22 protein-coding genes are annotated in these 21,717 nt (G+C 71.1%); 8 read left to right on the forward strand and 14 right to left on the reverse strand.

Annotated elements, in window-relative coordinates; genetic code table 11:
• Positions 1-25 precede the first annotated feature (25 nt).
• Complete coding sequence (locus LDO26_RS03195; protein ID WP_232129697.1) at positions 26-1,111, reverse strand: glycerophosphodiester phosphodiesterase; 1,086 nt, start codon at positions 1,109-1,111, stop codon at positions 26-28.
• 184 nt (positions 1,112-1,295) lie between these two features.
• Between LDO26_RS03195 and queD the strand changes: the two genes are divergently transcribed.
• The 5 genes from queD (at position 1,296) to LDO26_RS03220 (ending at position 4,557) form a co-directional block, all read left to right on the forward strand.
• A complete protein-coding gene (queD, locus tag LDO26_RS03200; protein WP_232129625.1) occupies positions 1,296-1,652 on the forward strand; it encodes a 6-carboxytetrahydropterin synthase QueD in 357 nt (118 codons plus the stop codon).
• Between the two features lie 173 nt (positions 1,653-1,825).
• A complete protein-coding gene (locus LDO26_RS03205; protein ID WP_232129626.1) occupies positions 1,826-2,227 on the forward strand; it encodes a phasin family protein in 402 nt (133 codons plus the stop codon).
• Between the two features lie 662 nt (positions 2,228-2,889).
• Positions 2,890-3,552: a TetR/AcrR family transcriptional regulator gene (locus LDO26_RS03210; protein ID WP_232129627.1), complete on the forward strand. Its 663-nt coding sequence runs from the start codon at positions 2,890-2,892 to the stop codon at positions 3,550-3,552.
• Positions 3,553-3,562: 10 nt separating this feature from the next.
• Complete coding sequence (locus LDO26_RS03215) at positions 3,563-4,165, forward strand: isochorismatase family protein (protein WP_232129628.1); 603 nt, start codon at positions 3,563-3,565, stop codon at positions 4,163-4,165.
• Positions 4,162-4,557: a RidA family protein gene (locus LDO26_RS03220; protein ID WP_232129629.1), complete on the forward strand. Its 396-nt coding sequence runs from the start codon at positions 4,162-4,164 to the stop codon at positions 4,555-4,557. The genes LDO26_RS03215 and LDO26_RS03220 overlap by 4 nt, the downstream gene beginning before the upstream one ends.
• Positions 4,558-4,563: 6 nt before the next feature.
• Here LDO26_RS03220 and LDO26_RS03225 read toward each other — a convergent pair whose 3' ends face one another.
• Positions 4,564-5,475: a LysR family transcriptional regulator gene (locus tag LDO26_RS03225; protein WP_232129630.1), complete on the reverse strand. Its 912-nt coding sequence runs from the start codon at positions 5,473-5,475 to the stop codon at positions 4,564-4,566.
• 111 nt (positions 5,476-5,586) lie between these two features.
• On the opposite strand from LDO26_RS03225, the gene LDO26_RS03230 reads away from it, so the two are divergent.
• Entirely contained in the window at positions 5,587-6,417 is an 831-nt protein-coding gene (locus LDO26_RS03230) for an SDR family oxidoreductase (protein WP_343226152.1), read from the forward strand.
• A gap of 95 nt (positions 6,418-6,512) precedes the next feature.
• Here LDO26_RS03230 and LDO26_RS03235 read toward each other — a convergent pair whose 3' ends face one another.
• From LDO26_RS03235 to rhlB, 7 genes are all read right to left on the reverse strand, one after another.
• Positions 6,513-6,923, reverse strand: a complete 411-nt coding sequence (locus LDO26_RS03235) for a DUF3037 domain-containing protein (protein WP_232129632.1) — start codon at positions 6,921-6,923, stop codon at positions 6,513-6,515.
• Positions 6,907-7,680, reverse strand: coding sequence for a HipA family kinase (locus tag LDO26_RS03240; protein WP_232129633.1), 774 nt, complete (start codon positions 7,678-7,680; stop codon positions 6,907-6,909). Before LDO26_RS03240 ends, LDO26_RS03235 begins: the two co-directional genes overlap by 17 nt.
• Entirely contained in the window at positions 7,680-8,381 is a 702-nt protein-coding gene (ung, locus tag LDO26_RS03245) for a uracil-DNA glycosylase (RefSeq protein WP_232129634.1), read from the reverse strand. Before ung ends, LDO26_RS03240 begins: the two co-directional genes overlap by 1 nt.
• Before the next feature lie 71 nt (positions 8,382-8,452).
• Entirely contained in the window at positions 8,453-9,325 is an 873-nt protein-coding gene (locus LDO26_RS03250; RefSeq protein ID WP_232129635.1) for a response regulator, read from the reverse strand.
• Between the two features lie 2 nt (positions 9,326-9,327).
• Complete coding sequence (gene ftsX, locus LDO26_RS03255; protein ID WP_232129636.1) at positions 9,328-10,278, reverse strand: permease-like cell division protein FtsX; 951 nt, start codon at positions 10,276-10,278, stop codon at positions 9,328-9,330.
• Entirely contained in the window at positions 10,271-10,960 is a 690-nt protein-coding gene (gene ftsE, locus LDO26_RS03260; protein WP_232129637.1) for a cell division ATP-binding protein FtsE, read from the reverse strand. Before ftsE ends, ftsX begins: the two co-directional genes overlap by 8 nt.
• 37 nt (positions 10,961-10,997) lie before the next feature.
• Positions 10,998-12,809 (reverse strand): ATP-dependent RNA helicase RhlB, encoded by a 1,812-nt coding sequence (rhlB, locus tag LDO26_RS03265; protein ID WP_232129638.1) that lies wholly within the window; start codon positions 12,807-12,809, stop codon positions 10,998-11,000.
• A 193-nt stretch (positions 12,810-13,002) separates the two neighbouring features.
• On the opposite strand from rhlB, the gene trxA reads away from it, so the two are divergent.
• Positions 13,003-13,329, forward strand: a complete 327-nt coding sequence (gene trxA / locus LDO26_RS03270; protein WP_232129639.1) for a thioredoxin — start codon at positions 13,003-13,005, stop codon at positions 13,327-13,329.
• Positions 13,330-13,580: 251 nt separating this feature from the next.
• On the forward strand, positions 13,581-15,371 hold the full coding sequence (gene rho, locus LDO26_RS03275; protein ID WP_232129640.1) for a transcription termination factor Rho: 1,791 nt from the start codon (positions 13,581-13,583) through the stop codon (positions 15,369-15,371).
• A 220-nt stretch (positions 15,372-15,591) separates the two neighbouring features.
• Here the strand turns inward: rho and LDO26_RS03280 are convergent, their stop codons facing one another.
• From LDO26_RS03280 to LDO26_RS03300, 5 genes are all read right to left on the reverse strand, one after another.
• Positions 15,592-16,305 carry an RES family NAD+ phosphorylase gene (locus tag LDO26_RS03280; protein ID WP_232129641.1) on the reverse strand — a complete coding sequence of 238 codons (714 nt, stop codon included), beginning with the start codon at positions 16,303-16,305 and terminating at the stop codon, positions 15,592-15,594.
• A 2-nt stretch (positions 16,306-16,307) separates the two neighbouring features.
• Positions 16,308-16,709, reverse strand: a complete 402-nt coding sequence (locus LDO26_RS03285; protein WP_232129642.1) for an MbcA/ParS/Xre antitoxin family protein — start codon at positions 16,707-16,709, stop codon at positions 16,308-16,310.
• Between the two features lie 216 nt (positions 16,710-16,925).
• Positions 16,926-17,786, reverse strand: a complete 861-nt coding sequence (locus LDO26_RS03290; RefSeq protein ID WP_232129643.1) for an energy transducer TonB — start codon at positions 17,784-17,786, stop codon at positions 16,926-16,928.
• 194 nt (positions 17,787-17,980) lie between these two features.
• Positions 17,981-21,274, reverse strand: coding sequence for an ankyrin repeat domain-containing protein (locus tag LDO26_RS03295; protein ID WP_232129644.1), 3,294 nt, complete (start codon positions 21,272-21,274; stop codon positions 17,981-17,983).
• The gene (locus LDO26_RS03300; protein ID WP_232129645.1) at positions 21,267-21,539 is read right to left on the reverse strand and encodes a YcgL domain-containing protein; all 273 of its coding nucleotides are present in this window, start codon (positions 21,537-21,539) and stop codon (positions 21,267-21,269) included. Before LDO26_RS03300 ends, LDO26_RS03295 begins: the two co-directional genes overlap by 8 nt.
• Between the last annotated feature and the right edge of the window lie 178 nt (positions 21,540-21,717).

A 21,717-nucleotide genomic window follows, 5' to 3' on the forward strand; every position in this document is an offset into this window, starting at 1 on the left:
CGCGGCAGGCGCCACGCGGCGGGCTTCAGCGCCGGGCCGGATCGCGCTGGCCGTCGACCGCGGCCCGGCCCAGCGCCGGGTCGTCGGTGAACAGGCCGTCGATGCCGAGCGCCAGGTAGGCGCGCATCTCGGCGATCGATCCGTCCTCGTTGCGCGCGTTCGCGGCGCCCCGGCGCAGCGGTTTGGGCAGGAACGGGTTCTCGGGCCGGAACGTGTACGGCAGCACCCGCAGTCCTGCGGCATGGGCGTCGGCGACCAGCGTCGTCGGCTCGATCGTGCCGCCACGGCCGATCTCGCCGAGCTGCGCCACCGGCGGTCCGATCCATTGTGCATAGCCTGCGATCGTGCGCAGCCCGTCCGGCGTGGTCATGTCGCGATAGCGCGGTCCGTTGCCGGCGGCGGCGACATCGGCCGGGCGCTCGCGCGGGTCGCCGATCAGCTGCAGCAGCTCGATGTTGCCGTGGGCCGGACCGAGCATGCCGCGCAGCGTGCGCAGGTTGGCAATCTCGAACGACTGCACCACCACCGGCGCGCGCTGCGTGACCGGGTGCTGCGCGAGCACCTCCAGCAGCGGCGCCTCCATCGCCAGTCCCAGCGCCTGGAAGTGGCTGGGGTGCTTGATCTCCGGCATCAGTCCGATCGTGCGGCCATGCGCCTGCGACAGGTCCGACAGCAGGATGACGATCTCGTGCAGCGTCGGGATCGCGTACTGCCCGTCGTACCAGATGCCGCGCACGGCCGGCAGCCGCTCGCGCGCGCGCAGCGTCTTCAGCTCGGCCAGGGTGAAGTCCTCGGTGAACCAGCCGGTGACCGCGACCCCGTCGATGCGCTGGGTACGCCTGCGGTCCGCGAACTCGGGCCGCTGGCCGACATCGGTGGTGCTGCCGATCTCGTTCTCGTGGCGGGCGACCAGCACGCCGTCGCGGGTCATCACCAGATCCGGTTCGATGGCATCGGCCCCGTCCTCGATCGCACGGCGGTACGCGGCCAGGGTGTGCTCGGGCAGGCGCGCGCTGGCCCCGCGATGCGCGACGACCAGCGGCCGGGCGCCGCCAGCGCTGTCCTGCGCCGCGGACGACGCAGCGGAGACGGAAGACGGCAGGCTGCCCATGACGGCCATTGTCGCCGCCAGCAGGCAGCACGGGAGGCGCCACGCCCCTCCGCCGCTGCGGAACATGCGCTGTTGCATCGATGCCGGACTCGTGTGGAAGTGGGGGTCAGGATGTTGCCAGCCCGCGATGTCAGCTTCACGACGCCGCGTTGCCGTGGCGCCGACCACCGCCGACAATGCACGCATGGATATCTTCAAGGTCTTCACCCTCGAGGCTGCGCACCGGCTGCCGAACGTGCCGCCGGGCCACAAGTGCGCACGGCTGCACGGCCACTCGTTCCAGGTCGAAGTCCACGTGTCGGGCACGCCCGGCGAGCAGACCGGCTGGATCATGGACTTCGGCGACCTGAAGGCCGCGTTCGCGCCGCTGCACGCGCAACTCGACCATCACTACCTCAACGACATCCCCGGTCTCGAGAACCCGACCAGCGAACGGCTCGCGATCTGGATCTGGGACAGGCTCAAGCCGACGCTGCCGGCGCTGAGCGCGATCGTGATCCGCGAGACCTGCACCTCCGGCTGCCGCTACACCGGCAGCTGATCCGGGCCCCGGATGGCCCCGTCCCGCCGACGCCACCGCCTGCAACTGGCTGATTCCAAACGAAACTGAACACGGATCGACCGCTCGTCCGAATTATGTTGCACTGCAACATGAGTGCGTTATGCTGCACCGCACAAAACGGCAATTCGCCGCAACCCAAGCAGGTAACCGCCATGTCGTACCAGTTCAACGAGCAGTTCGTCGCCGCGACCCGCCAGTTCGCCGATGCCACCTCGCAGATCAACCACCTCACGCTGGAGAACGCGGAGAAGGTGTTCGGCCTGCACCTGTCGACGCTCAGCGACAACACCAACGCGACCTTCTCCTTCTTCAACGACGCGATCGACGTGCGCGATTTCGACGGCTTCAAGGCGCTGCTCCCCAAGGGCGCGCAGGTCGCCCGCGAGAACACCGAGCGCCTGGTCAGTGCCACCCAGGAAGTGCTGGGCCGCACCGTGAAGACCCAGGAAGCCATCGCCGAGATCGCCAAGAACCAGATCGAGAGCGCGAGCGCCGATGTCCGCGCCGAAGCCGAGAAGGTCGCCAAGGCCGCCTCCAAGGCAAGCAAGCGCTGAGCACCGGCGCGGCATGACACGGCGCCTGCGGGCGCCACCCGACATCTGGATGGTCCCTCCCCCGTCCAGGTGAGACCCGGCAGCTCGCGCTGCCGGGTTTCTTGTGGGCTCTTCTCCGATTCCCGGGATTCACCTGCCGTAGGTCGGGGCAATGCCCCCGACGCCAGGACGTCCGGTCAAGCCGCATCGGCGGATCCCCGGCATCTCGCAAACCCGGACACCACGCGCGTCGGCCGCGTGGGGCCGACCTACGCAAGGCGCGCGTCTTTCCAAGACTTGGGTGATGAACCTTTTTGTGGCCTGCCATCCATGGCGGCCACCCTTCGGGCCATCGCTGACGCGATGTCAAAAACCGTTCCAGACGGTTCTTTGTGGCCTGCCATCCATGGCGGCCACCCTTCGGGCCATCGCTGACGCGATGTCAAAAACCGTTCCAGACGGTTCTTTGTGGCCTGCCATCCATGGCGGCCACCCTTCGGGCCATCGCTGACGCGATGTCAAAAACCGTTCCAGACGGTTCTTTGTGGCCTGCCATCCATGGCGGCCACCCTTCGGGCCATCGCTGACGCGATGTCAAAAACCGTTCCAGACGGTTTTTTGTGGTCCGCCGTCCGTGACGGCCACCATCGTTCGAGCGCAGCGTCCCGACGCGGTGAACCGCCTTGCGCAACCTTGCATCACGCCATAAAATTACCGAACGATCGGTAATTAATTGGCGCACGATGGCCCGCACGGAAACCATAGCGGACGAAGATCTGACCAGGCGCTTCATCGCGACCTTCCGGGAGTCGGGCTATGCCGGGACCTCGGTCCGCGACCTCTCGAATGCGGCCGGACTGACCAAGGCCGCGCTGTATCACCGCTTCCCGGATGGCAAGGACGGGATGGCGGCCGCCGCACTGGACATGGTGTGCCGCGAGATGGACGGCACGGTGCTGGCGACCCTCGATGGACAGACGCCGCTGCCTGTCCGCCTCTCGCACATGATGGATGCACTGGAGCGCTTCTACGCCGATGGCGCCCATGCCTGCCTGATCGAATTGTTCTCCCAGCAATCCGCGCCGCAATCGCTGCGGGACGCGGTGCGGTCGAGCACCGGGCGATGGATTTCGACCTTGGCCGACGCGCTGGTCGCAGGCGGCATCCCGCCCGAAGTGGCCCGGACCCGTTCGCGCAACGCATTGATCGGAATCCAGGGGGCCCTGGTGCTGTGCCGGGCACTCGATGACCGGCAGCCGTTCGCCGAACTGCTCGCGCGACTTCCGCTGGAACTGATGGCAACGCAGACCGATCCCCCGACAGGAGAACGCCGCAATGGCACTTGAAACGTTCAGAATGATCTTCGGCCTCGATGCCGGGCCCGCGCCTCTCGACGAATCGGTGCTGGTCCTGATCGACATCCAACGGGAATACCGGGACGGGCGCGTGCCGCTCGCCAACGTGGACGCCGCGGCGGACGAAGCCGGAAAGCTGCTCGACCTGGCGCGGCGCAGGGGCGTACCGGTCTTCCATGTCGCGCACGATGCAGGCCCGGGCGCCGCCGCCTTCGCCAGCGACGGTGCGTATCGCGACTTCCTGCCGCAGGTCGCCCCGCGCGAGGGCGAGCCGGTCATCGTCAAGCACCATGCCAACGCCTTCCTCGGCACGGGCCTGGCCGACAGGATCCGCGAGACCGGCCGCAGCGCCGTCATCATCGCCGGCGACACCGCTGGCGTCTGCATTTCCACGACCGCGCGCGCAGCAGCCGAGGCACACGGCTTGCGGGTGGTGGTGGTGGCCGATGCGGTGGCGGCACGGGATGTGCCCGATCCGCTCGGCGGCAGCATCGATGCCGAAACGGTCCGCCGCGTGGCCTTGGCCGAACTGGCGGACCTGTTCGCCGTGGTCGTCAAGGACAGCGGCGCCTGGAACGACGCATCGGGAGAGCGCCGGTCATGAGCACGCGCAAGGCGATCCACCCCGGGAACCCCCACGCCCTCTACAAGGCGCACGGCTACTCTCCCGCCGTCCTGTCCGGCGACCTGCTTTTCGTGTCCGGCATGGTGGGGGCACGTGAGGACGGCACGCCGGAACCCGACCCCAGGGCCCAGATACGGCTCGCCTTCCGCAACCTCGAGGGCGTGCTAGAAGCTGCGGGCTGCACCTTCGACGACGTGGTGGACGTCACCCTGTTTCTCGTCGATCCCGAGGCCTGCGCGGGTCTGGCCATCGAAGCCATGCGCGATGCGTTTCCCGAGGAACCGTTCCCGAACGTGACCGCGGTCGGCGTGAACTGGCTGGCGGGATTCCAGTTCGAGATCAAGGTCATCGCCCGGGTTCCGCAGGCATAGCGACGTTCAGACGTCGGCTCGAACCACCGGAGACAGCGCCCGTATCGTGTCGATGAAGGCGCGCAGGCTCGCCGGCACGTGGCGGTTGCCGGGAAAATACAGGCACAGCCCCGGAACCGGCGGGCACCAGTCCTCCAGTACCGCCACGAGGCGTCCATCGCGCAGGGCGGCATGGACATACGGCTCCGGCACGTAGGCGATGCCCAGGCCCGCCACGGCGGCATCCACCATCAACTGGCTGTTGTCCAGCGTCAGCGCCCCGGGCACGTCGATCGCCAGATCCTGTCCGCGCCTGCCGAACTCCCAGCGGTAACGCTTGCCGCTGGGCAGGCGCTGCCGGATGCACCGGTGGCGGGCAAGCTCGTCAGGCACTTCCGGGGCGGGACGTGCGGCCAGGTACGCCGGCGACGCCACCGCAAGAAAGCGCAGGTCCGGGCCCAGCGGCACCGCCACCATGTCCTTGGGCACGGATTCGCCGAGCCGGATACCCGCATCGAAGCCCTGCGCGACGATGTCCACCAGGCGCCCCTCGGCGACAAGGTCCAGCGCGACCCCCGGATGGCGCGCCAGGAACGCCGGCACCACGGTCTGCAACAGCAGGCGGATCGAAGCCTCGTTGCCGTTGATGCGCAACCGGCCCTGCAAATTCCCTTGCGCGCCGGAAACTTCCTCAAGTGCCGTGTCGAGCTCGCCGATCAACGGATCGAGACGACCCAGCAGATGCGCCCCTGCCTCGGTCAGCGACACGCTGCGCGTGGTCCGGTGCAGCAGGCGGGTTCCCACGTCGTCTTCCAGTCCGCGAATGGCATGGCTCAGCGAGGACCGCGTGATCCCCAGCAGATCGGCGGCGCGCCGGAAGCTGCGGTGCTCGGCGACCGCCATGAAAGCCCGCAGCGTGGCCAGCGTCGGCTTGCCCATTGGTGGTTTTATTTCACCATGTCATCCAGTTCATTGGTTCTTATCATAACAATGGCGCGGCGATAGCATCCGGAAGCCGTCCCCCACGCGTACTCAAACTGGATGCAGATCATGAGCAAAACCTGGTTCATCACGGGAACATCGACCGGTCTTGGCCGCCTTCTGACCGAACGCCTGCTCGAACGCGGCGACCGGGTCGTCGCCACGCTGCGACGAGCGGGCGCACTGGACGAGCTGCTGGCGCGACATGGCGAGCGCCTGCAGGTCCTGACCCTCGACATGACCGACACCCCGGCCATCCGGACCGTCGTGGCCGATGCCTTCGCGCGCGCGGGGCACATCGATGTGGCGGTCAGCAACGCGGGCTACGGCCTGTTCGGCGCGGCCGAGGAAGCCAGCGATGCGCAGATCGAGCGGCAGATCGCCACGAACCTCGTCGGCTCGATCCAGTTCATCCGGGCCGTGCTGCCCCATCTGCGCGCGCAAGGCGGCGGGCGCATCGTCCAGGTGTCGTCGGAGGGCGGCCAGATCGCCTATCCGGGTTTCGGCCTCTACCACGCCAGCAAGTGGGGGATCGAAGGCTTCGTCGAGGCCGTGGCCCAGGAAGTCGCGTCGTTCGGCATCGATTTCCTGCTGGTGGAGCCGGGGCCGACCGGTACCCGCTTCGCCGATGGCCTGGACCGCACGCAGCCCCTGCCCTGTTACGAGGACACGCCCGCCGGCGAGGTCAGGCGGGCGCTGGCGTCGGGCGCTTTCGCGATCAAGGGCGATGCGGGGCGCACGGTCGATGCGATGATCGCCGCAGCCGACAGCACGGCACCACCGCTTCGGCTTGCCCTGGGCAGCACCGCCTACGGGAACATCGCTCGGGAGCTGTCGAAGCGGCTCGCCGCGGTCGAAGCACAGCGCGAGCTTGCGTATTCCGCCGATCGCGACGCATAGGACGTTTCCGATACGCCCGATGGCCGCCATCGGCGACGTGCGGGGCGGCGGCTGACCGGGCGCAAGGCCACGGACTGCGCGGCGAGGCACCAGCGTTATGCGCGCAGGGGGTTCGCAGGCGGTCCCGGCGGCAGCACCATGCGCCACATCAGCCGTTCGAGGACGCCCTCGGGGTCGGCGCTGCGCCCGGTGTGCACCGGCGAGACCTGGATCACCGAACTGCGTTTCGCGGTCAGCCAATGGAACCGCGCACGCGGCGGCAGCGCGGCGATCGGCCCGCCGTCGGCGTCGCCGCGGCAGATGCGCACGATCGCGTCGAGGTGCCGCTGCAGCACGTCGATGTCGACATGCGGGTCGAGCGCGCGCACCCGCGCCGGGTCGAGGGCGATGCCCGCCGCCAGCATGCGCGGCGCCTGGCAGGAGACGATCACGCCGACGTTGACGAATTCCTCGCGCTCGACCCGCGGCACCGCGCGGATCACCGCGTAGTCATAGACGACCGGCATGCGCACGCTGCGCCTCCTCGACGAACGCGGCGCGGCCGGCGAGCCGGCGGCACAGGAAATCGACGTAGGCCTGGCGATGGGCATCGCGATCCGCGAAGGCCGCGTCCTCGAGCCAGAGGTCGGGCACCTGGCCGACGATGCGGCGGATGGCCGCTTCGTCCAGCCGCGCCGACAGCTGCGCGTCGGCCTCGGCCAGGCGGCTGGCGAACGGCAGCAGCACGTGGTCGGCGATGCGTGCGAACGGCGACGCGGCCATCGCGGCGGCGCTGCGCCAGTCGTGGTGGAAATACAGCGCCGCGCCATGGTCGATCAGCCACAGCGCGCGATGCCAGACCAGCAGGTTGGTGTTGCGCGCGGTGCGGTCGACATTGCAGACGAACGCGTCGAACCAGACGATCCGCGATGCCAGGTCGGCATCGGGCGGGTCGACCGCGGGATCGAAGTTCAGTGCGCCGGGCAGGTAGTCCAGGGCGAGGTTGCAGCCGGCGCTGGCCCGGATCAGGTGCTGGATCTCGGGATCGGGCTCGGTGGCGGCCATGTCGGGATCGAGCGTCATCAGCACGATCTCGGGGATCGGCAGGCCGAGCAGCCGTGCCAGTTCACCGGCGATCAGTTCCGCGACCAGGGCCTTGGCGCCCTGGCCGGCGCCGCGGAACTTCAGCACGTACATGCCGTCGTCGTCGGCCTCGACCACTGCCGGCATCGAGCCGCCTTCGCGCAGCGGGGTGACGTAGCGGGTGGCGGCAACGGTGCGCATCACGGGACCAGCGCCGCACGCAGCGGCAGCGACCAGTCGATCTGCGCGCGGCCGCGCTTGCGCAGGAACGCGTTGGCCTTGGAGAAGTGGCTGCAGCCGAGGAAGCCGCGATGCGCCGACAGCGGCGAGGGATGCGTGGTCTTCAGCACGCAATGGCGCTGCGTGTCGATGACCCTGCCCTTGGCCTGGGCGTAGCTGCCCCACAGCAGGAACACGATGTCCTCGCGCTCGCGGTTGAGCACGTCGACGACATGGTCGGTGAAGACCTCCCAGCCGCGGCCCTGGTGCGAACCCGCCCTGCCTTCCTCGACGGTCAGCACCGCGTTGAGCAGCAGCACGCCACGCTGCGCCCACGGCATCAGGTAGCCGTGGTCGGGTCGCGGCAGGCCGAGGTCGCGCTGGATCTCCTTGAACACGTTGTCCAGCGACGGCGGGATGCGCACGTCCGGCAGTACCGAGAACGCCAGGCCATGCGCCTGCCCCGGACCGTGGTAGGGATCCTGGCCGAGGATCACCACCTTGACCTCGTCGAACGGCGTGGCGTCGAAGGCGGCGAAGATCTGCGGCAGTGGCGGATGGATGCGCGCCCCGGCGGCACGGCGCTCGCGCAGGAACGCCGACAGCGCCTGCATGTCGTCGCGCTGCAGCCAGTCGCCGACGTGGGCCTTCCACGAGGGTTCGAGCTTGATGCGGGATGTCATCGGAGGGGCCAGAGGTCAGAGGCCGGAGAACAGGGGAACGGCAGAAGCGGAGGCCGGGCCGATGGGCGGAATCATACGGCCCCCGTCCCTGGCCCCTCGCCCCCGACCTCCGCCCCCTGCTGTCCCAACTGCGCCAGGCGCAGCTGGAACAGCGCCTTGGTCGCCAGCAGGCGCTCCTCGGTCGGCTTGACCACCAGGTCATTGGCGCCGTCGCGCAACAGGCCGATCTGGTTGTCGCGGTTGCCGTCGCCGGTCATCACCAGCACCGGCAGGCGGCGCTTGCCGTAGCCGAAATCGCGGCGCACCGCCTGCAGCAGGTCGTGGCCGCTGAGATCGCCCTTCAGGTAGACGTCGGTCAGCAGCAGGTCGGCACCGGGCGCGGCGGGCGTGTCGCGGTAGGACTCCAGGTAGGCCAGCGCGTCCTCGGCGCTGAGCACGTGGGTCACGCGCATCTGCTGGGCTTCGAGCATGCGCCGGGTCGCCAGCGCCACCGTGCGGCTGTCCTCGACGTACAACACGTGCGCGTCGGGAATCGGCGCGGGATGCACGTAGCCGCGGATGAACTCGGCGAGCGCGCGCTGGCCCTCGGCCTTGTCGAAATGGTCGGTGATGTCCTCGGTGAAGCTGCGCGCCTCCAGGTGCGCCTGGGCATCGCCCGAGACCACGATCACCGGCACGTAGCGCTGGCCGGCAGCCTCGCGCACCGCGCGTGCCACCTGCAGGCCGTCGCCGTCGGGCAGCACCAGCGCGGTGCTGACCAGGTCGACCGGAGCCTCGGCAAGCGCTGCGCGCGCTGCTTCGAGCCCGCCGCATTCGACCACCGCCACGTGCTGCAGCGACTCGCGCAGCACGTCGCCGATCAGCCGGCGCACGAGCTTCGAACCGTCGACGATCATCACCCGCGGCGCATCGCTGCTGAGGTGGCGCAGATCCTGCAGGGCCATGGTCAGGTCTCGGTCGGCCGGGTCTGGCGCAGGAAATGGCCGGTGACGATGCCGCCGCCCAGCCAACCCAGCGCGGTCGAGGCGACCAGCACGAGCGCCGCGTCCACCGGCCCGAAGCCGCGCAGCACGAAGGTCGTGCCGTAGCTCGCGGCCAGTTCCGCCAGCGGCGCCTGCAGCGCACTGCCGGCCACGCCCAGCAGCGCCAGCGCGACCGCGCCTGCGCCGAGCCCGTACCACGCGCCCAGATACAGGAACGGACGGCGGATGAAGCCGTCGGTCGCGCCCAGCAGCTGCAGCACGCCCAGTTCCTCGCGCCGCGACTGGATGTCCAGGCGCACCGTGTTGCCGACCACCAGCAGCGCGCCCAGCCCCAGCAGCGCGGCCAGCACCCAGACCACGCGGCCGCCGAACTGCAGCCAGCCGTCGAGCCGCTGCCGCCACTGGGTGTCGTGCTGCACCAGTTCGGCCTCGGGCAGGGCGCGCAGCGCCTGCACCAGCTGCATCTCGTCGCCGGCCGGGGTCACGATCAGCACGTGCGGCAGGGGGTTCTCGTCGATCGCGTCGATCGCATCGCCGAACTCGCCGCGCTCGCGCAGTTCGGCCAGGCCCTCGTCGGGCGTGCGGTGCTCGACCGCGCCGACGTCCGCGCGGCCGCGCAGTTCGTCGGCCAGCGACCCGACCCGCGCGATCTCGACGTCCTGCACCAGGAACACGCTGATCTGGCGCGACGCATCGATGCTGCCGCCCAGCCGGGCGACGTTGCCGAGCACCAGCCACAGGCCCAGCGGCAGCGCCAGCGCGACCGCCATGACCCCGATGGTCAGCGCGGCCGACCAGGGCTTGCGGAACAGGCGGCCGAGGCTGGCCACGACGCTGTAGACATGATGGTCGACCCAGGTGCCGACCGGCGACGTTCCCGCCGCCGCGGCCGCGTTGCGCGGTGCCTCAGGCATCGGCCAGGTCCTCCGGTGCGATGTCGTCGGCCAGCGTGCCGTGGTCCAGCACCAGGGTGCGTTTCTTCATCCGCTTGACCAGGCCGAGGTCGTGACTGGCGATCAGCACGCTGGTGCCGCGCCCGGGCAGTTCGGCGAACAGCGCCATGATCTCGGCCGACAGCGTCGGATCCAGGTTGCCGGTCGGCTCGTCGGCGACCAGCAGCCGCGGCTCGCCGACGATCGCGCGGGCGATGCCGACGCGCTGCTGCTCGCCGGCCGACAGCTGGCCCGGCAGCGCGCGCTCGCGGTTGCCCAGGCCCAGCCGCTCGAGCACGCTGCGCACGCGCTTGCCGATCTCGCCGCGACGCAGGCCGCGCAGGATCAGCGGCAGCGCGATGTTGTCGTACACGCTGCGGTCGGGCAGCAGCCGGTGGTCCTGGAACACCACGCCGACATCGCGGCGGTGCATCGCCACCTTGCGGCCGCGCACCTTGAGCAGGTTGCGCTCGGCGAACACCACCGCGCCGCGGCTCGGCCGCTCGGCCAGGTGGATCAGCCTGAGCAGCGTGCTCTTGCCGGCGCCGGAGTGGCCGGTGACGAACAGCATCTCGCCGGCGGCGACATCGAAACTCACTTCCGACAGGGCGACATGGCCGCCCGGATACTGCTTGCTGACATTGTCGAATCGCAGGACGCTCATGCCCGCAAGTATCGCAGATGGCGGCAACCCGCAGCCGTCAGTGATTCCCTTGCGGCGCCCGGGTCACCAGCTTGCGCAGGCCACGGCCGATCCGGCTCAGCAGCGACGGCTGCGCGGGATTGTCGCCGCCGACCTTGACCGGGGCGGCCTTGGCTGCGCCCGCCGCGCCGCGCGCGGCCTGTGCCGCCGGACGCGCGGCGCGCGGCTCGACCTTCACGGCATTGCCGCCGTTCGCGACCGGCGCACCATTCGTCCCGTTCGTGGCGGCCTCGGCGCCTTCGACCTTCTGGCCGCGACGCCGGCGCCGGCGCTTGCGCGGCGGACGCGACTCGTCGGGCATCGCCGCGGCGACCGCGCCCGCGGCATCGATGACGGACGCGGGTGCCGCCGCGACGGCCGCGTCCGGCGTGGCGGCAGCTGCCGCAGTCCCGCCAGCCGCAGCATCCTCGGGACGGCGGCGCGGCTTGCGCGGGCCGCGCTCGCCGCGGCCTTCGCCACTGCCGGCCGCACGCGGGCCGCGCGAACCGGGGCCGCCGCGTCCGCCGCCGGACCGGCCACCGCCGCGGCGCGCGTCCTCGGCCGCGCGCGCCTCGCGCGCTTCGCGGAAGATCTCGCCGATGCTCTCGCCGTCGTCGTCTTCCAGCTCGACACCTTCGCGCGGCTTGCGCGGCAGCGCGGTCAGCAGTTCCTGGGTCACCGGCTCGGACGGGATCTTCTGCTCGATGTAGGCCTCGATGTCGGGCAGCGACACCGCGTAGCGTTCGCAGGCGAAACTGATCGCGTCGCCCTCGGCACCGAGGCGCGCGGTGCGGCCGATGCGGTGCACGTAGTCCTCGGCATCGAACGGCAGGTCGTAGTTGTAGACGTGGCTGACACCATCGATGTGCAGGCCGCGGGCGGCGACGTCGGTGGCGACCAGCAGTTCCAGCTGGCCGGCCTGGAACTTCTTCAGCAGGCTCTCGCGCTTCTTCTGCGGCACGTCGCCCGACAGCACGCCGACCCGGTAGCCGGCCTTGTCCAGCGCACGCGCGACGCGCTCGACGTAGACCTTGGTGTTGACGAACACCATCGTCCGCGCGCCCTCGCTGCGCGACAGCAGGCCCAGCAGCAGCGGGATCTTCTCGTCGTCGGCCGGGTAGTACATCTTCTGGCGCACGCGCGCGGCGGTGATCGATTCGGTCTCGACGACCAGCTTCTCCGGCTCGTTCATGTGCTCGTAGGCCAGCTCCAGCACGCGGTGGCTGAGCGTGGCGCTGAACAGCAGCGTCTGGCGCGTGGTGCGCGCCGGCATGCGCCGCAGCAGGAAGCGGATGTCCTTGATGAAGCCGAGGTCGAACATGCGGTCGGCCTCGTCGAGCACGCACATCTCGCAGGCGTGCAGGCTGACGACCTTGTGCTGCTTGACGTAGTCGATCAGCCGGCCGGGCGTGGCGATGATGACGTCGGCGCCCTCCTGCAGGATCTGGCGCTGCTTGTCGTAGTCGACGCCGCCGTAGACCAGGGCGAACTTCAGGCCGAGCTGGCTGCCGAACTTGACCGCGTCCTTGTGGATCTGGATCGCCAGCTCGCGGGTCGGCGCCAGGATCAGCGCGCGCGGATCCTCGGGCTTGCGCTCGGCCAGCGCCGGCTTGGTCAGCAGGCGGTTGATCACCGCGACCAGGAACGCCAGGGTCTTGCCGGTGCCGGTCTGGGCCTGGCCGGCGACGTCGCGGCCCTCGAGAGCCAGCGGCAGGGTCAGCGCCTGGATCGGCGTGCAGCGGGTGAAGCCGGCGCCCTCGAGCCCGGCGAGCAGCGTCGGGTGCAGGTCGAAGGACGAGAAGGTGATGTCGGTTAGCGGTTTGTCGCTCATGCGTGGAATGTGTCCGGGCGTCGCCGCCTTGGGCGTCGCGTGCTTGCGTGGGAGGCATCCGCAACGCAGACTGCCTGGAGCGGGACGCGTGGGTCGTTCCGCGGGTGCGCCGCCTTGATTCCGGCGGACGATCCCCCATTTTACCATTCATTCCGGCGCCGCCCCAGCCGGCCCCGACCGACCGGAGAACCCCGTGAGCGAACGCGTCATCCATGCCACCGATTCCGACTTCGACGCCACCGTGCTGCAGTCCGACACTCCGGTGCTGGTCGACTTCTGGGCGCCGTGGTGTGGCCCCTGCAAGATGATCGCCCCGGCGCTCGACGAGCTGGCCGGCGACTACGCGGGACGCGCCAAGGTGGTCAAGGTCGACGTCGACCAGAGCCAGGCCACCGCGCTGCGCTATCACGTCCGCTCGATCCCGATGCTGCTGCTGTTCAAGGGCGGCCAGGTCCAGGCCACCCAGATCGGCGCCGTGGGCAAGGCCGAGCTGGCGCAGATGATCGACAAGGCCCTGTAGCGTCCGCCGGCCTACCCGGCCCGGCGCGTCGCCCGGCGATGCGCCCCTTCGGACGGTCCTTTTCCCGCGGACCGTCATCGTCCGCCTGAACCGCTTCGTGGCGGCGCTTGCCGACCATCGTCGGCAATGCTAGGTTTGCGCCACTCCGGCGTGGAAACCGCGCGCCGCACCCATCTGGCGATACTTCCCGGTTCTGCCATCTTCCAACCTCCGCCCGGTTCCGGGCGCTCGCAGCAAGCGAGGATTTCCTCTTGTCCGACAACACACCCGACACCGGCACGCCGACCGGCGACAGCGCCGTGAAGCGCGTCCGCAAACCGCGCGTTGCCAAGAAGGCCGCCGACGCGGCCCCCGCCGAAACGCCGCAGTCGCAGCTGCAACTGCCCGCGCAGGATGCGCCGCCGGCCGTCAGGCCCGCACGCGAAGCCAAGCCCGCGGATGCGAAGCCGGACGACGCCCCGCGCACGCCTCGCGAGAACGCCCCCCGCGAAAGCGCGCCCGCCGGCGCGAACGGCGGCGACGCCCCGCAGGACGGCAACCGCGACGGCAAGGGCGCACAGGGCGGCGAGCCGCCGCGCCAACAGCAGCACAACCCGAACCAGGGCCGGCAGGACAACCGCCAGCAGGACCGTCAGCAGGACCAGGGCAACCGCCGCGAGCGCTTCCGCAACAACAACCGTCGCGACCGCCCGCGTGGTGGCCGCGACGACGGCCTGCCGCAGGACGGCGGCAACGACCACGCCCAGCGCCTGCCGCCGCCGAACGTGCCCGAGGGCTTCCCGCAGTATTCGCTGAGCGACCTCAAGCGCATGCCCGCGCACAAGCTGCTCGACATCGCCGAGCAGCTGTCGATCGAGGGCGTCGCCCGCGCCCGCAAGCAGGACGTGATCTTCGCCCTGCTCAAGGTGCTGACCCGCTACGGCGAGGGCGTCGTCGCCGACGGCGTGCTGGAGATCCTGCCCGACGGCTACGGCTTCCTGCGCGCCGCCGAGGCCAGCTACCTGGCCGGCCCGGACGATGTCTACATCAGCCCGAGCCAGATCCGCCGCTTCAACCTGCGGACCGGCGACCACCTGTCGGGCCGCATCCGCTGGCCGAAGGACGGCGAGCGCTATTTCGCCCTGTCGGTCGTCGACACCATCAACGGCGAGCCGCCGGAAGCCAGCAAGGGCAAGGTGCTGTTCGAGAACCTGACCCCGCTGTTCCCGCGCAAGCGCTTCAAGCTCGAGCGCGGCGACGGCTCCAGCGAGGACATCGCCGGCCGCATCCTCGACCTGATGGCCCCGCAGGGCAAGGGCCAGCGCGCGCTGATCGTCTCGCCGCCGAAGGCCGGCAAGACGATGATGATGCAGCAGATCGCCAGCGCCATCACCTACAACCACCCCGACGTGCACCTGATCGTGCTGCTGATCGACGAGCGCCCGGAAGAAGTGACCGAGATGCAGCGCACCGTGCGCGGCGAGGTCATCTCCTCGACGTTCGACGAGCCGGCCGCGCGCCACGTGCAGGTCGCCGAGATGGTGATCGAGCGCGCCAAGCGCCTGGTCGAGCACAAGAAGGACGTGGTCATCCTGCTCGACTCGATCACCCGCCTGGCCCGCGCCTACAACAACGTCGTGCCGTCCAGCGGCAAGGTGCTGACCGGCGGCGTCGACGCCAACGCGCTGCACCGCCCGAAGCGCTTCTTCGGCGCCGCGCGCAACGTCGAGGAAGGCGGCTCGCTGACCATCATCGCGACCGCGCTGGTCGACACCGGCAGCGCGATGGACAAGGTGATCTACGAGGAGTTCAAGGGCACCGGCAACTCGGAAGTGCACCTGGACCGCCGCATCACCGAGAAGCGCGTCTACCCGGCGATCAACGTCAACCAATCGGGCACGCGCCGCGAGGATTTCCTCATCGAGCCCGACCTGCTGCAGCGCATCTGGATCCTGCGCAAGCTGCTGCACCCGATGGACGAGATCGCGGCGATGGAATTCCTGCTCGACAAGATGAAGACCACCAAGTCCAACGACGAGTTCTTCGCTTCGATGAAGCGCTGAGCCGACGCGGTCGACGAAACGAGAAGGCCCCGCATTGCGGGGCTTTTTCGTTTCTCCGCCGATTCCCGAAGCCCTTGGCCGCAGGTCCGGGCAACGCCCGCGACACCGGGACTTCCGGCCGGCCACGTCGGCGAGCCACGCACGTCGGCCGCGTGGGGCCGACCTGCGCGAGGATTGCCCGCTGACATCCCATCGCGCTCATGGCGGCTTGCAGGCACCGTTATCGGGGTCCCGGGCGGCCGGCCGCCGGCCATGCGCCGACGTCGATGACCTCCGCGGCAACCGTCACCCGGACGATCGCGCTGCCGTCCCAGTGGTAGTGCAGGTGCGGCCCCTGGCGGGCCGGCGCGACGCGGTCGGGATGGAAGACCGCGATGCACTGGCCGCCGGACCGTCTGACGCTGTCGTAGACGATGCCGTCGCTGCCCGCCTCGCGCAGCGCGGCTGCCGCGCGCTGGCTGGCCGCGTAGCTGGCCGGATCGTGCAGGTCGGGCCAGCCGCCGCGGATGTCGTGGAAATCGCCGGCGATATCCGCGAGGTAGCAGCGCAGCTCGAGCACGCAGGCGGGCTCGCGCGTGTACGCGAGGAACCGGGCGCGGTGATGGACGGTCTCGGCGATCGCGGTATCGCGCTCCCGCGCCGCGTAGTAGACGCCGTAGCGGCCGTCCGCGAAGCGCGAGCCGTCGCGGTTGGGATGGGTGAAGGCCGCCATGACCGGGGTCGTGCCGGGGCCGGCGATCCGGCGCGCCGGGGGCACGAGGCTGATCTCGCCCAGTTCCTGGCGCAGGCGCGGGTTGGTCATGCCCTCGAGTTCGAACAGCGCGTCCATGTCCTGCGGATCGGCGATCGCGTCGAACACGCCCACCGGCGGAAAGCGGCTGGACACGATGCGGTGGCTCGGCCGCCACGCGACGGCGCGCACCGGTGGCGGCATCGTCAGTTCCAGCCGCGCTGCGCGTCGAGGTACTCGCGCACCACGTACAGGTCCGCGACCCGGCCGCCGAGCATCCGATCCAGCGCGGACGTGCCGCCGAACGGCGGTGCGCTGTTGGGCCTGCGTACCCAGCCATCGGCCTGGGCGTCGTCCGGGAACAGGATGTGCAGGGCCTTGTAGATGCCGAGCAGGTAGCTGATCCGCTCGAGCGCGTCGCCGGGCACGGCGCCGGCCAGGTCGCGCTTCCAGCGGAAGAACGTGGAGCGCCCCGGACTGCCGAGCAGGCGCCGCTCCTGCTCGGCGCTCAGTCCCCAGCGCTGGGCGATGTTGAAGAACGCCTTCAGCGCCGGCGCGGCGAGGTCGCGGCGGGTCGGCAGCGGGAGATGGGCAGGGGTCGCGTTCATCATCCGGTCTCGGCTCCAGCATGGAACTTTGACCCGATTATAGTCCCGATCGGGACTTGCGGCGAGCGCTGATGCGTTGCCGTTTACACAGGCACGCCCGGCATCGACAACATCGCATCGACGTCAGGGGATTGAGAGTCAGTCGAACGCCGTAGCGGGACCGTCGCCGGGCGTTCGGCGGCAGTCGCAGTCGGGCGGGCGAATACTCCCAGCCTCTCAGCCGCCCAGCGGCGTCAGCAACCGGAAGCGCGATTGCCCGGACTGTACGTCGCCGGCGGCGAGCGCATCGGGGCTGAAGCCCGGCGGATCGGGCTCGGCCCAGGCCGGCCGCGTCTTCGGGCCGGGCAGGTAGCCGGCCCATTCGCCGTAGCCGGGCGCGCTGTCGTCGCCCAATGTGAACTCGACCGGCACCCGCACCACCCAGTAATCCTTCGGCGCATTCTCGCCTTCGCTCGGCGGAATGAAGCTCCAATGCCTGCGTGCGGTATCGACCGAAGCCTTGGCCAGCGCATTGCGGATCGACTCCATCTGCCGGGCCGATCCCAGCGCGGTCAGGTTGACCTGTTCGGCGACGACGTCGTCGACGCTGCCGTCGCGCGCGACCTTGACCAGCAGGTACACCGTGCCCTTGCCGCCGATCTGGACGACGTTCGTCGGATAGCGTGGCGGGCGCATATTCGAGCTGCGCACACCGGAACCTTCGGCCTCGGCGTCCTCCTCGCCGAAATGCGCGCTCTGGATGGCGAGCGTCATGTCGCCGTCGCCGGCCGGCGTCGCGACCAGGCGCAGGCTCATCTTCGCCCGCGCCAGTACCGGGGCACCGTCGACCAGCACCGGTTCGAAGCGCATCTGCGGCACCGCGCGCTCGACCAGGCTGATGACATACGGCGGCAGCTTGTCCGGCTGGTCCAGCGCATGCGCGGTGGCCCGGCCCTCGCGGTCGATGTCGACGGTGCCCGTGACCAGCATGCTGGCCTCGACCTGGCTGCGCATCTCGCGCGCGGTCTGGGCATGGGCGAGCGGCGGCAACAGACAGGCCAGCACGAGTAGCAGGCCGAGAACGCGGTTCGTATTCATCATCAGGATCCGTCCTTGCGGGGAATGCTTGCAGCGGATCCACCATAGTCGCGGCCCGACGGCGCGTGCAAGCCGGGGACAACCCCAGTACGGGCCGACACCTGTCGCTCCGACGCCCGCGACGCACGCTGGCCGCGTGCGATGGCAAGGCGCGACGTGGCCGCCGCAGGCGGAACGTCGCGCCCCGCGCCCCCTCAGCGGTGCTCCCGCAGGAACCGCGCCATCGACACGCTGTCCTGCGACGGGACCGGGGCGAGTTCGGCGGCGACGTCGATGAAACCGCGCATCACCGCGATCTCGCGCGGGGTGCGGTTGATGGTGTCGCGCAGGTCCGGGTCGGCGCCTGCGCGCAGCAGGCGCCGAGCCAGCCGCAACTGGCCATGCAGCGCCGACAGGTGCAGCGGGCCGAAGCCGCGCGGGTCCTGCGCGTCCAGCGAGACGCCCTCGTCGAGCAGGTGCTCCATCGCCGCCAGCACGACCTCCTCGTCGCACGCGGTCCCCGGCTCGGCGCGTGCGCCCAGCAGCAGCAGCAGCGGGGTCACGCCCCCGGCCGCCGCCGCATCGACCTCGGCGCCGGCCAGCAGCAGGGTGTCGAACAGGGCCAGCAGGCGCGGGCGGTCGCGCGAGGTGAAGCCGTACATCGCCGCGCAGTGCAGCGGGGTCAGGCCCTGCGCGTCGCCGGCGTGGATGTCGGCGCCGGCGGTCAACAGCCGCGCGCAGACGTCGGGCAGGCCGAGTGCGGCCGCCAGCATCAGCACGGTGACGTCGCCGGGCAGGCGCTGTTCCAGCGAGCCGCCCGCCGCCAGCAGCCGGTCGACGATCTCGCCCTGGCGCATGCTCACCGCCGCCGACAGCGGCGTGGCGCCGGACTGGGCCGCGCGGGCTGGATCGGCGCCACGCGCCAGCAGCACGTCGACGACGTCGCGATGCCCGCCGCCGGCCGCGCGCAGCAGCGCGGTGCAGCCCTGGACGTCGGCGGTGTCGACGTCGAAGCCGAGGTCCAGCAACCGGCGCACGGCACCGGCGTCGCCGACGATCGCCGCGGCCGGCAGGTCGTCCGCGGCCAGCGGCCGTTTCGGCAAGGTCCAGCCGCGCCAGTCGAGCCAGTCGGCAAGGTCGCGGCGACCGCCCGACAGGGCGACGCCCAGCGGCGTCTGGCCGTCGGCGGCGCAGGCGTCCGGCGAGGCGCCATGGCGCACCAGCAGCTTCAATGCCTCGTCGCGTCCCAGCGCGGCCGCCAGATGCAGCGCGGCCATGCCGCGCGCATCGCGGGCGTCGAGATCGACGCCATGGCCGATCAGCCCTTCGAGCAGGCGCGGCCAGCCCAGGCGCACCGCCAGCGACAGCGGCGGGTCGCCATCGGGCGACGCGGCGAAGGGGTCGGCGCCGCGCGCCAGCAGTTCCAGCGCACAGGCCTCCAGCGCGCGGGTGGCCTGGTCGTCGCGGGCGCAGGCGGCGAGAAAGCGCGCCAGCCCGCCCGCACCTGCCGGCGACGCCCCGTGCCGCAGCAGCGCCTGCACGATCGGCAGTACCGACGGCCCGACGCCGAGCAGGACCGACAATGCGGTCTGCCCGTCCTCGTCGCGCGCCTCGACGTCGGCGCCGCGGGCCAGCAGCCATTCCACCCGCTCCAGCGCGTGCGGCGCCTCGGGATCGAGCAGCAGGCTGCCCAGCTCGGCCGGCCCGAGCAGACGCAGCAGCGTCTCCAGGTCGTCGTAGCGGCCCTCGCGCAGGCTCGCGCGCAACAACAGCAGCGGCGTGCGCTCGGCCGGCGCGTCGGCGTCGTCGTCGGCCAGCACGTTGCCCGGCAACGGGTATTCGGGATCGAGCAGGCGCACCAGCGCCCAGCGTCCGCAGGCGGCGGCGCGGTCGGCCGGCCGCCTGCCGTCGGCACCGACGACATCGGCCGGGACACCCAGCGCCAACAGCCGGTGCACCAGCGGTACCGACGGCGTCTCGGCATCGCAGGCGAGTTCCAGCGCGTTTCGCCCGGCGATATCGACCGCGGCGACATCGGCGCCGGCGGCGACCAGCGCCTCCAGCGCGGCCAGGCTGCCGCCACGGGCGGCGTCGAGCAATGGCGTGCGCCCATCGTTGTCGCGGGCCCGCACGTCCGCGCCCGCGGCCAGCAGCGCCGCCAGGACATCGGTGTGGCCGCTCGACGCGGCTGCGTGCAGGGCGCTGCGACGCAGGCCGTCGCGGGCGTCGACCCGCGCCTTGTGGCGGATCAGCAGTTGCACGCCGGCCGGGTCGTCCTCGTCGCCGCCGGCCGCGGCCAGCAGCGCCGGGGTGCCGCCGTCGACCTCCGGTTTCGCGCCGCGCTCGAGCAGGAACTTCGCCAGCCGCCAGTTGCCGGCCGCGCAGGCCACGCCGAGCGGGGTCAGGCCGTCGTGGTTGCGGGCATCGAGTTCGGCGGCGGCATCGCGCAGCAACGCGGCGACGCCGGGATCGGAACTGCGCGCGGCCAGATGCAGCGGGGTATTGCCTTCGTGGTCGGTGACGCGCGCATCGGCGCCGTTGGCCAGCAGGGTCATCACCGCGTCGGGGCGGCCATGCCAGCTGTCGCGGGTCGCCGCCAGCAGCGGGGTCATGCCGGCATGGGCGGCGTTGACGTCGACCCCGCGCGCGATCAGTTCGCGCAGCAGGCGCAGGTCCGGCAGCACCGCGGCCAGCACCGCGAGGCTGCGCTGGTCGCGGTCGCCCTCCGGCGGCAGCGCGCCGAGGTCGGCGCCGCCGGCGACCAGCGCCAGCGCGCGGTCGACGCGGCCGCTGCGGGCGGCGGCATACAGCGCGATTTCGGGCTCGGCGGCATCCGCGTCGTCGAACAGGGCGGCGGCGGGATCGGCGGTCATCTCGACCACCTGCAACGGCAATGCCGCGGGCGCCGCCAGACGCTGCAGCAGCAGGTGCAGCAGCGGCCATGCGAACGCCGCGGCGGCGGCCGCGCCGATCCGCACGCCGGTGCCCGCCGCCGGCATCCACGCCAGCGCCAGCACCGTGGCGACGACGAGCGTCACGCACAGCGCGGCGGCCACGCCATGCCAGCTGCCGGTATCGCGGTCGGCCAGCGCGCGCCAGTGCTGGCGCAGGTCGCCGCCGTCGCATTCGAGCGCGTGCCACAGCGGCCAGGTTCGCCAGAACCCGATCACGCCGACGCCCACGACCACGCTCAATGCCAGTGCCGCCCCCAGTTCACCGCCCTGGCGCAGCGCCGACAGCGGCCAGACGACCAGCAACGCCGCCACGCCGACGGCGCCGCCCCAGGCCACCAGCAGGGACACGGCATCGGTGTGCAGCGCGCGGCGTCCGGCCGGCGCACCGCTGCGCCAGCCACGCACCGCCAGCGCGAACGCCGGTTGCGCGAGTACGCCGGCGATCGCCGCGACGATGCCGCCGGCTGCGGCGACGCATGCCAGCACGATGCCGACCAGCAGCGCATGGCGGGCGGTCGCCGGCAACACCGGCCGGGCGCGGATCGACTCAGGCATCGGTGCCCCAGTCTTCGCTCAGGGGATCGAGTGCGGCACGCGGCGGCATCTGCAGATGGAAACGCTGCGCGTCCAGATTGGCCCGCACCCGTGCCGCGTCCTCGCGCGCCAGCCGGCGGCCCGGGGCCAGCGCCACGTCCAGCACGAACCGCAACGGGCCCAGCTGGGTCCGCAGCGGCTCGGGAAGCGCATCGAAATCGTCGCGGGCGGCGAGGTACACGTAGGTGTCCGCCTTGCGCTGGCTTTTGTAGACGTAGGCGTGCATGGCCGCTGCGTTCGGGAATGCACGGAATTGTGCGGGAAATCCACCTGCCGGGGAAATGACGCAGCTGAACCGCGGCAGGCGGATCGCACGGCGCGGACGCGGGAAACCGTGCATTCCGCCGATGCGTCCCGCGCCGGGATCCGGGCATCGACGCCGGCAGCCGCGGATACCGGCACCG

The organism is Proluteimonas luteida (genome assembly GCF_021191695.1).
Lineage (GTDB): Bacteria > Pseudomonadota > Gammaproteobacteria > Xanthomonadales > Xanthomonadaceae > Luteimonas > Luteimonas luteida.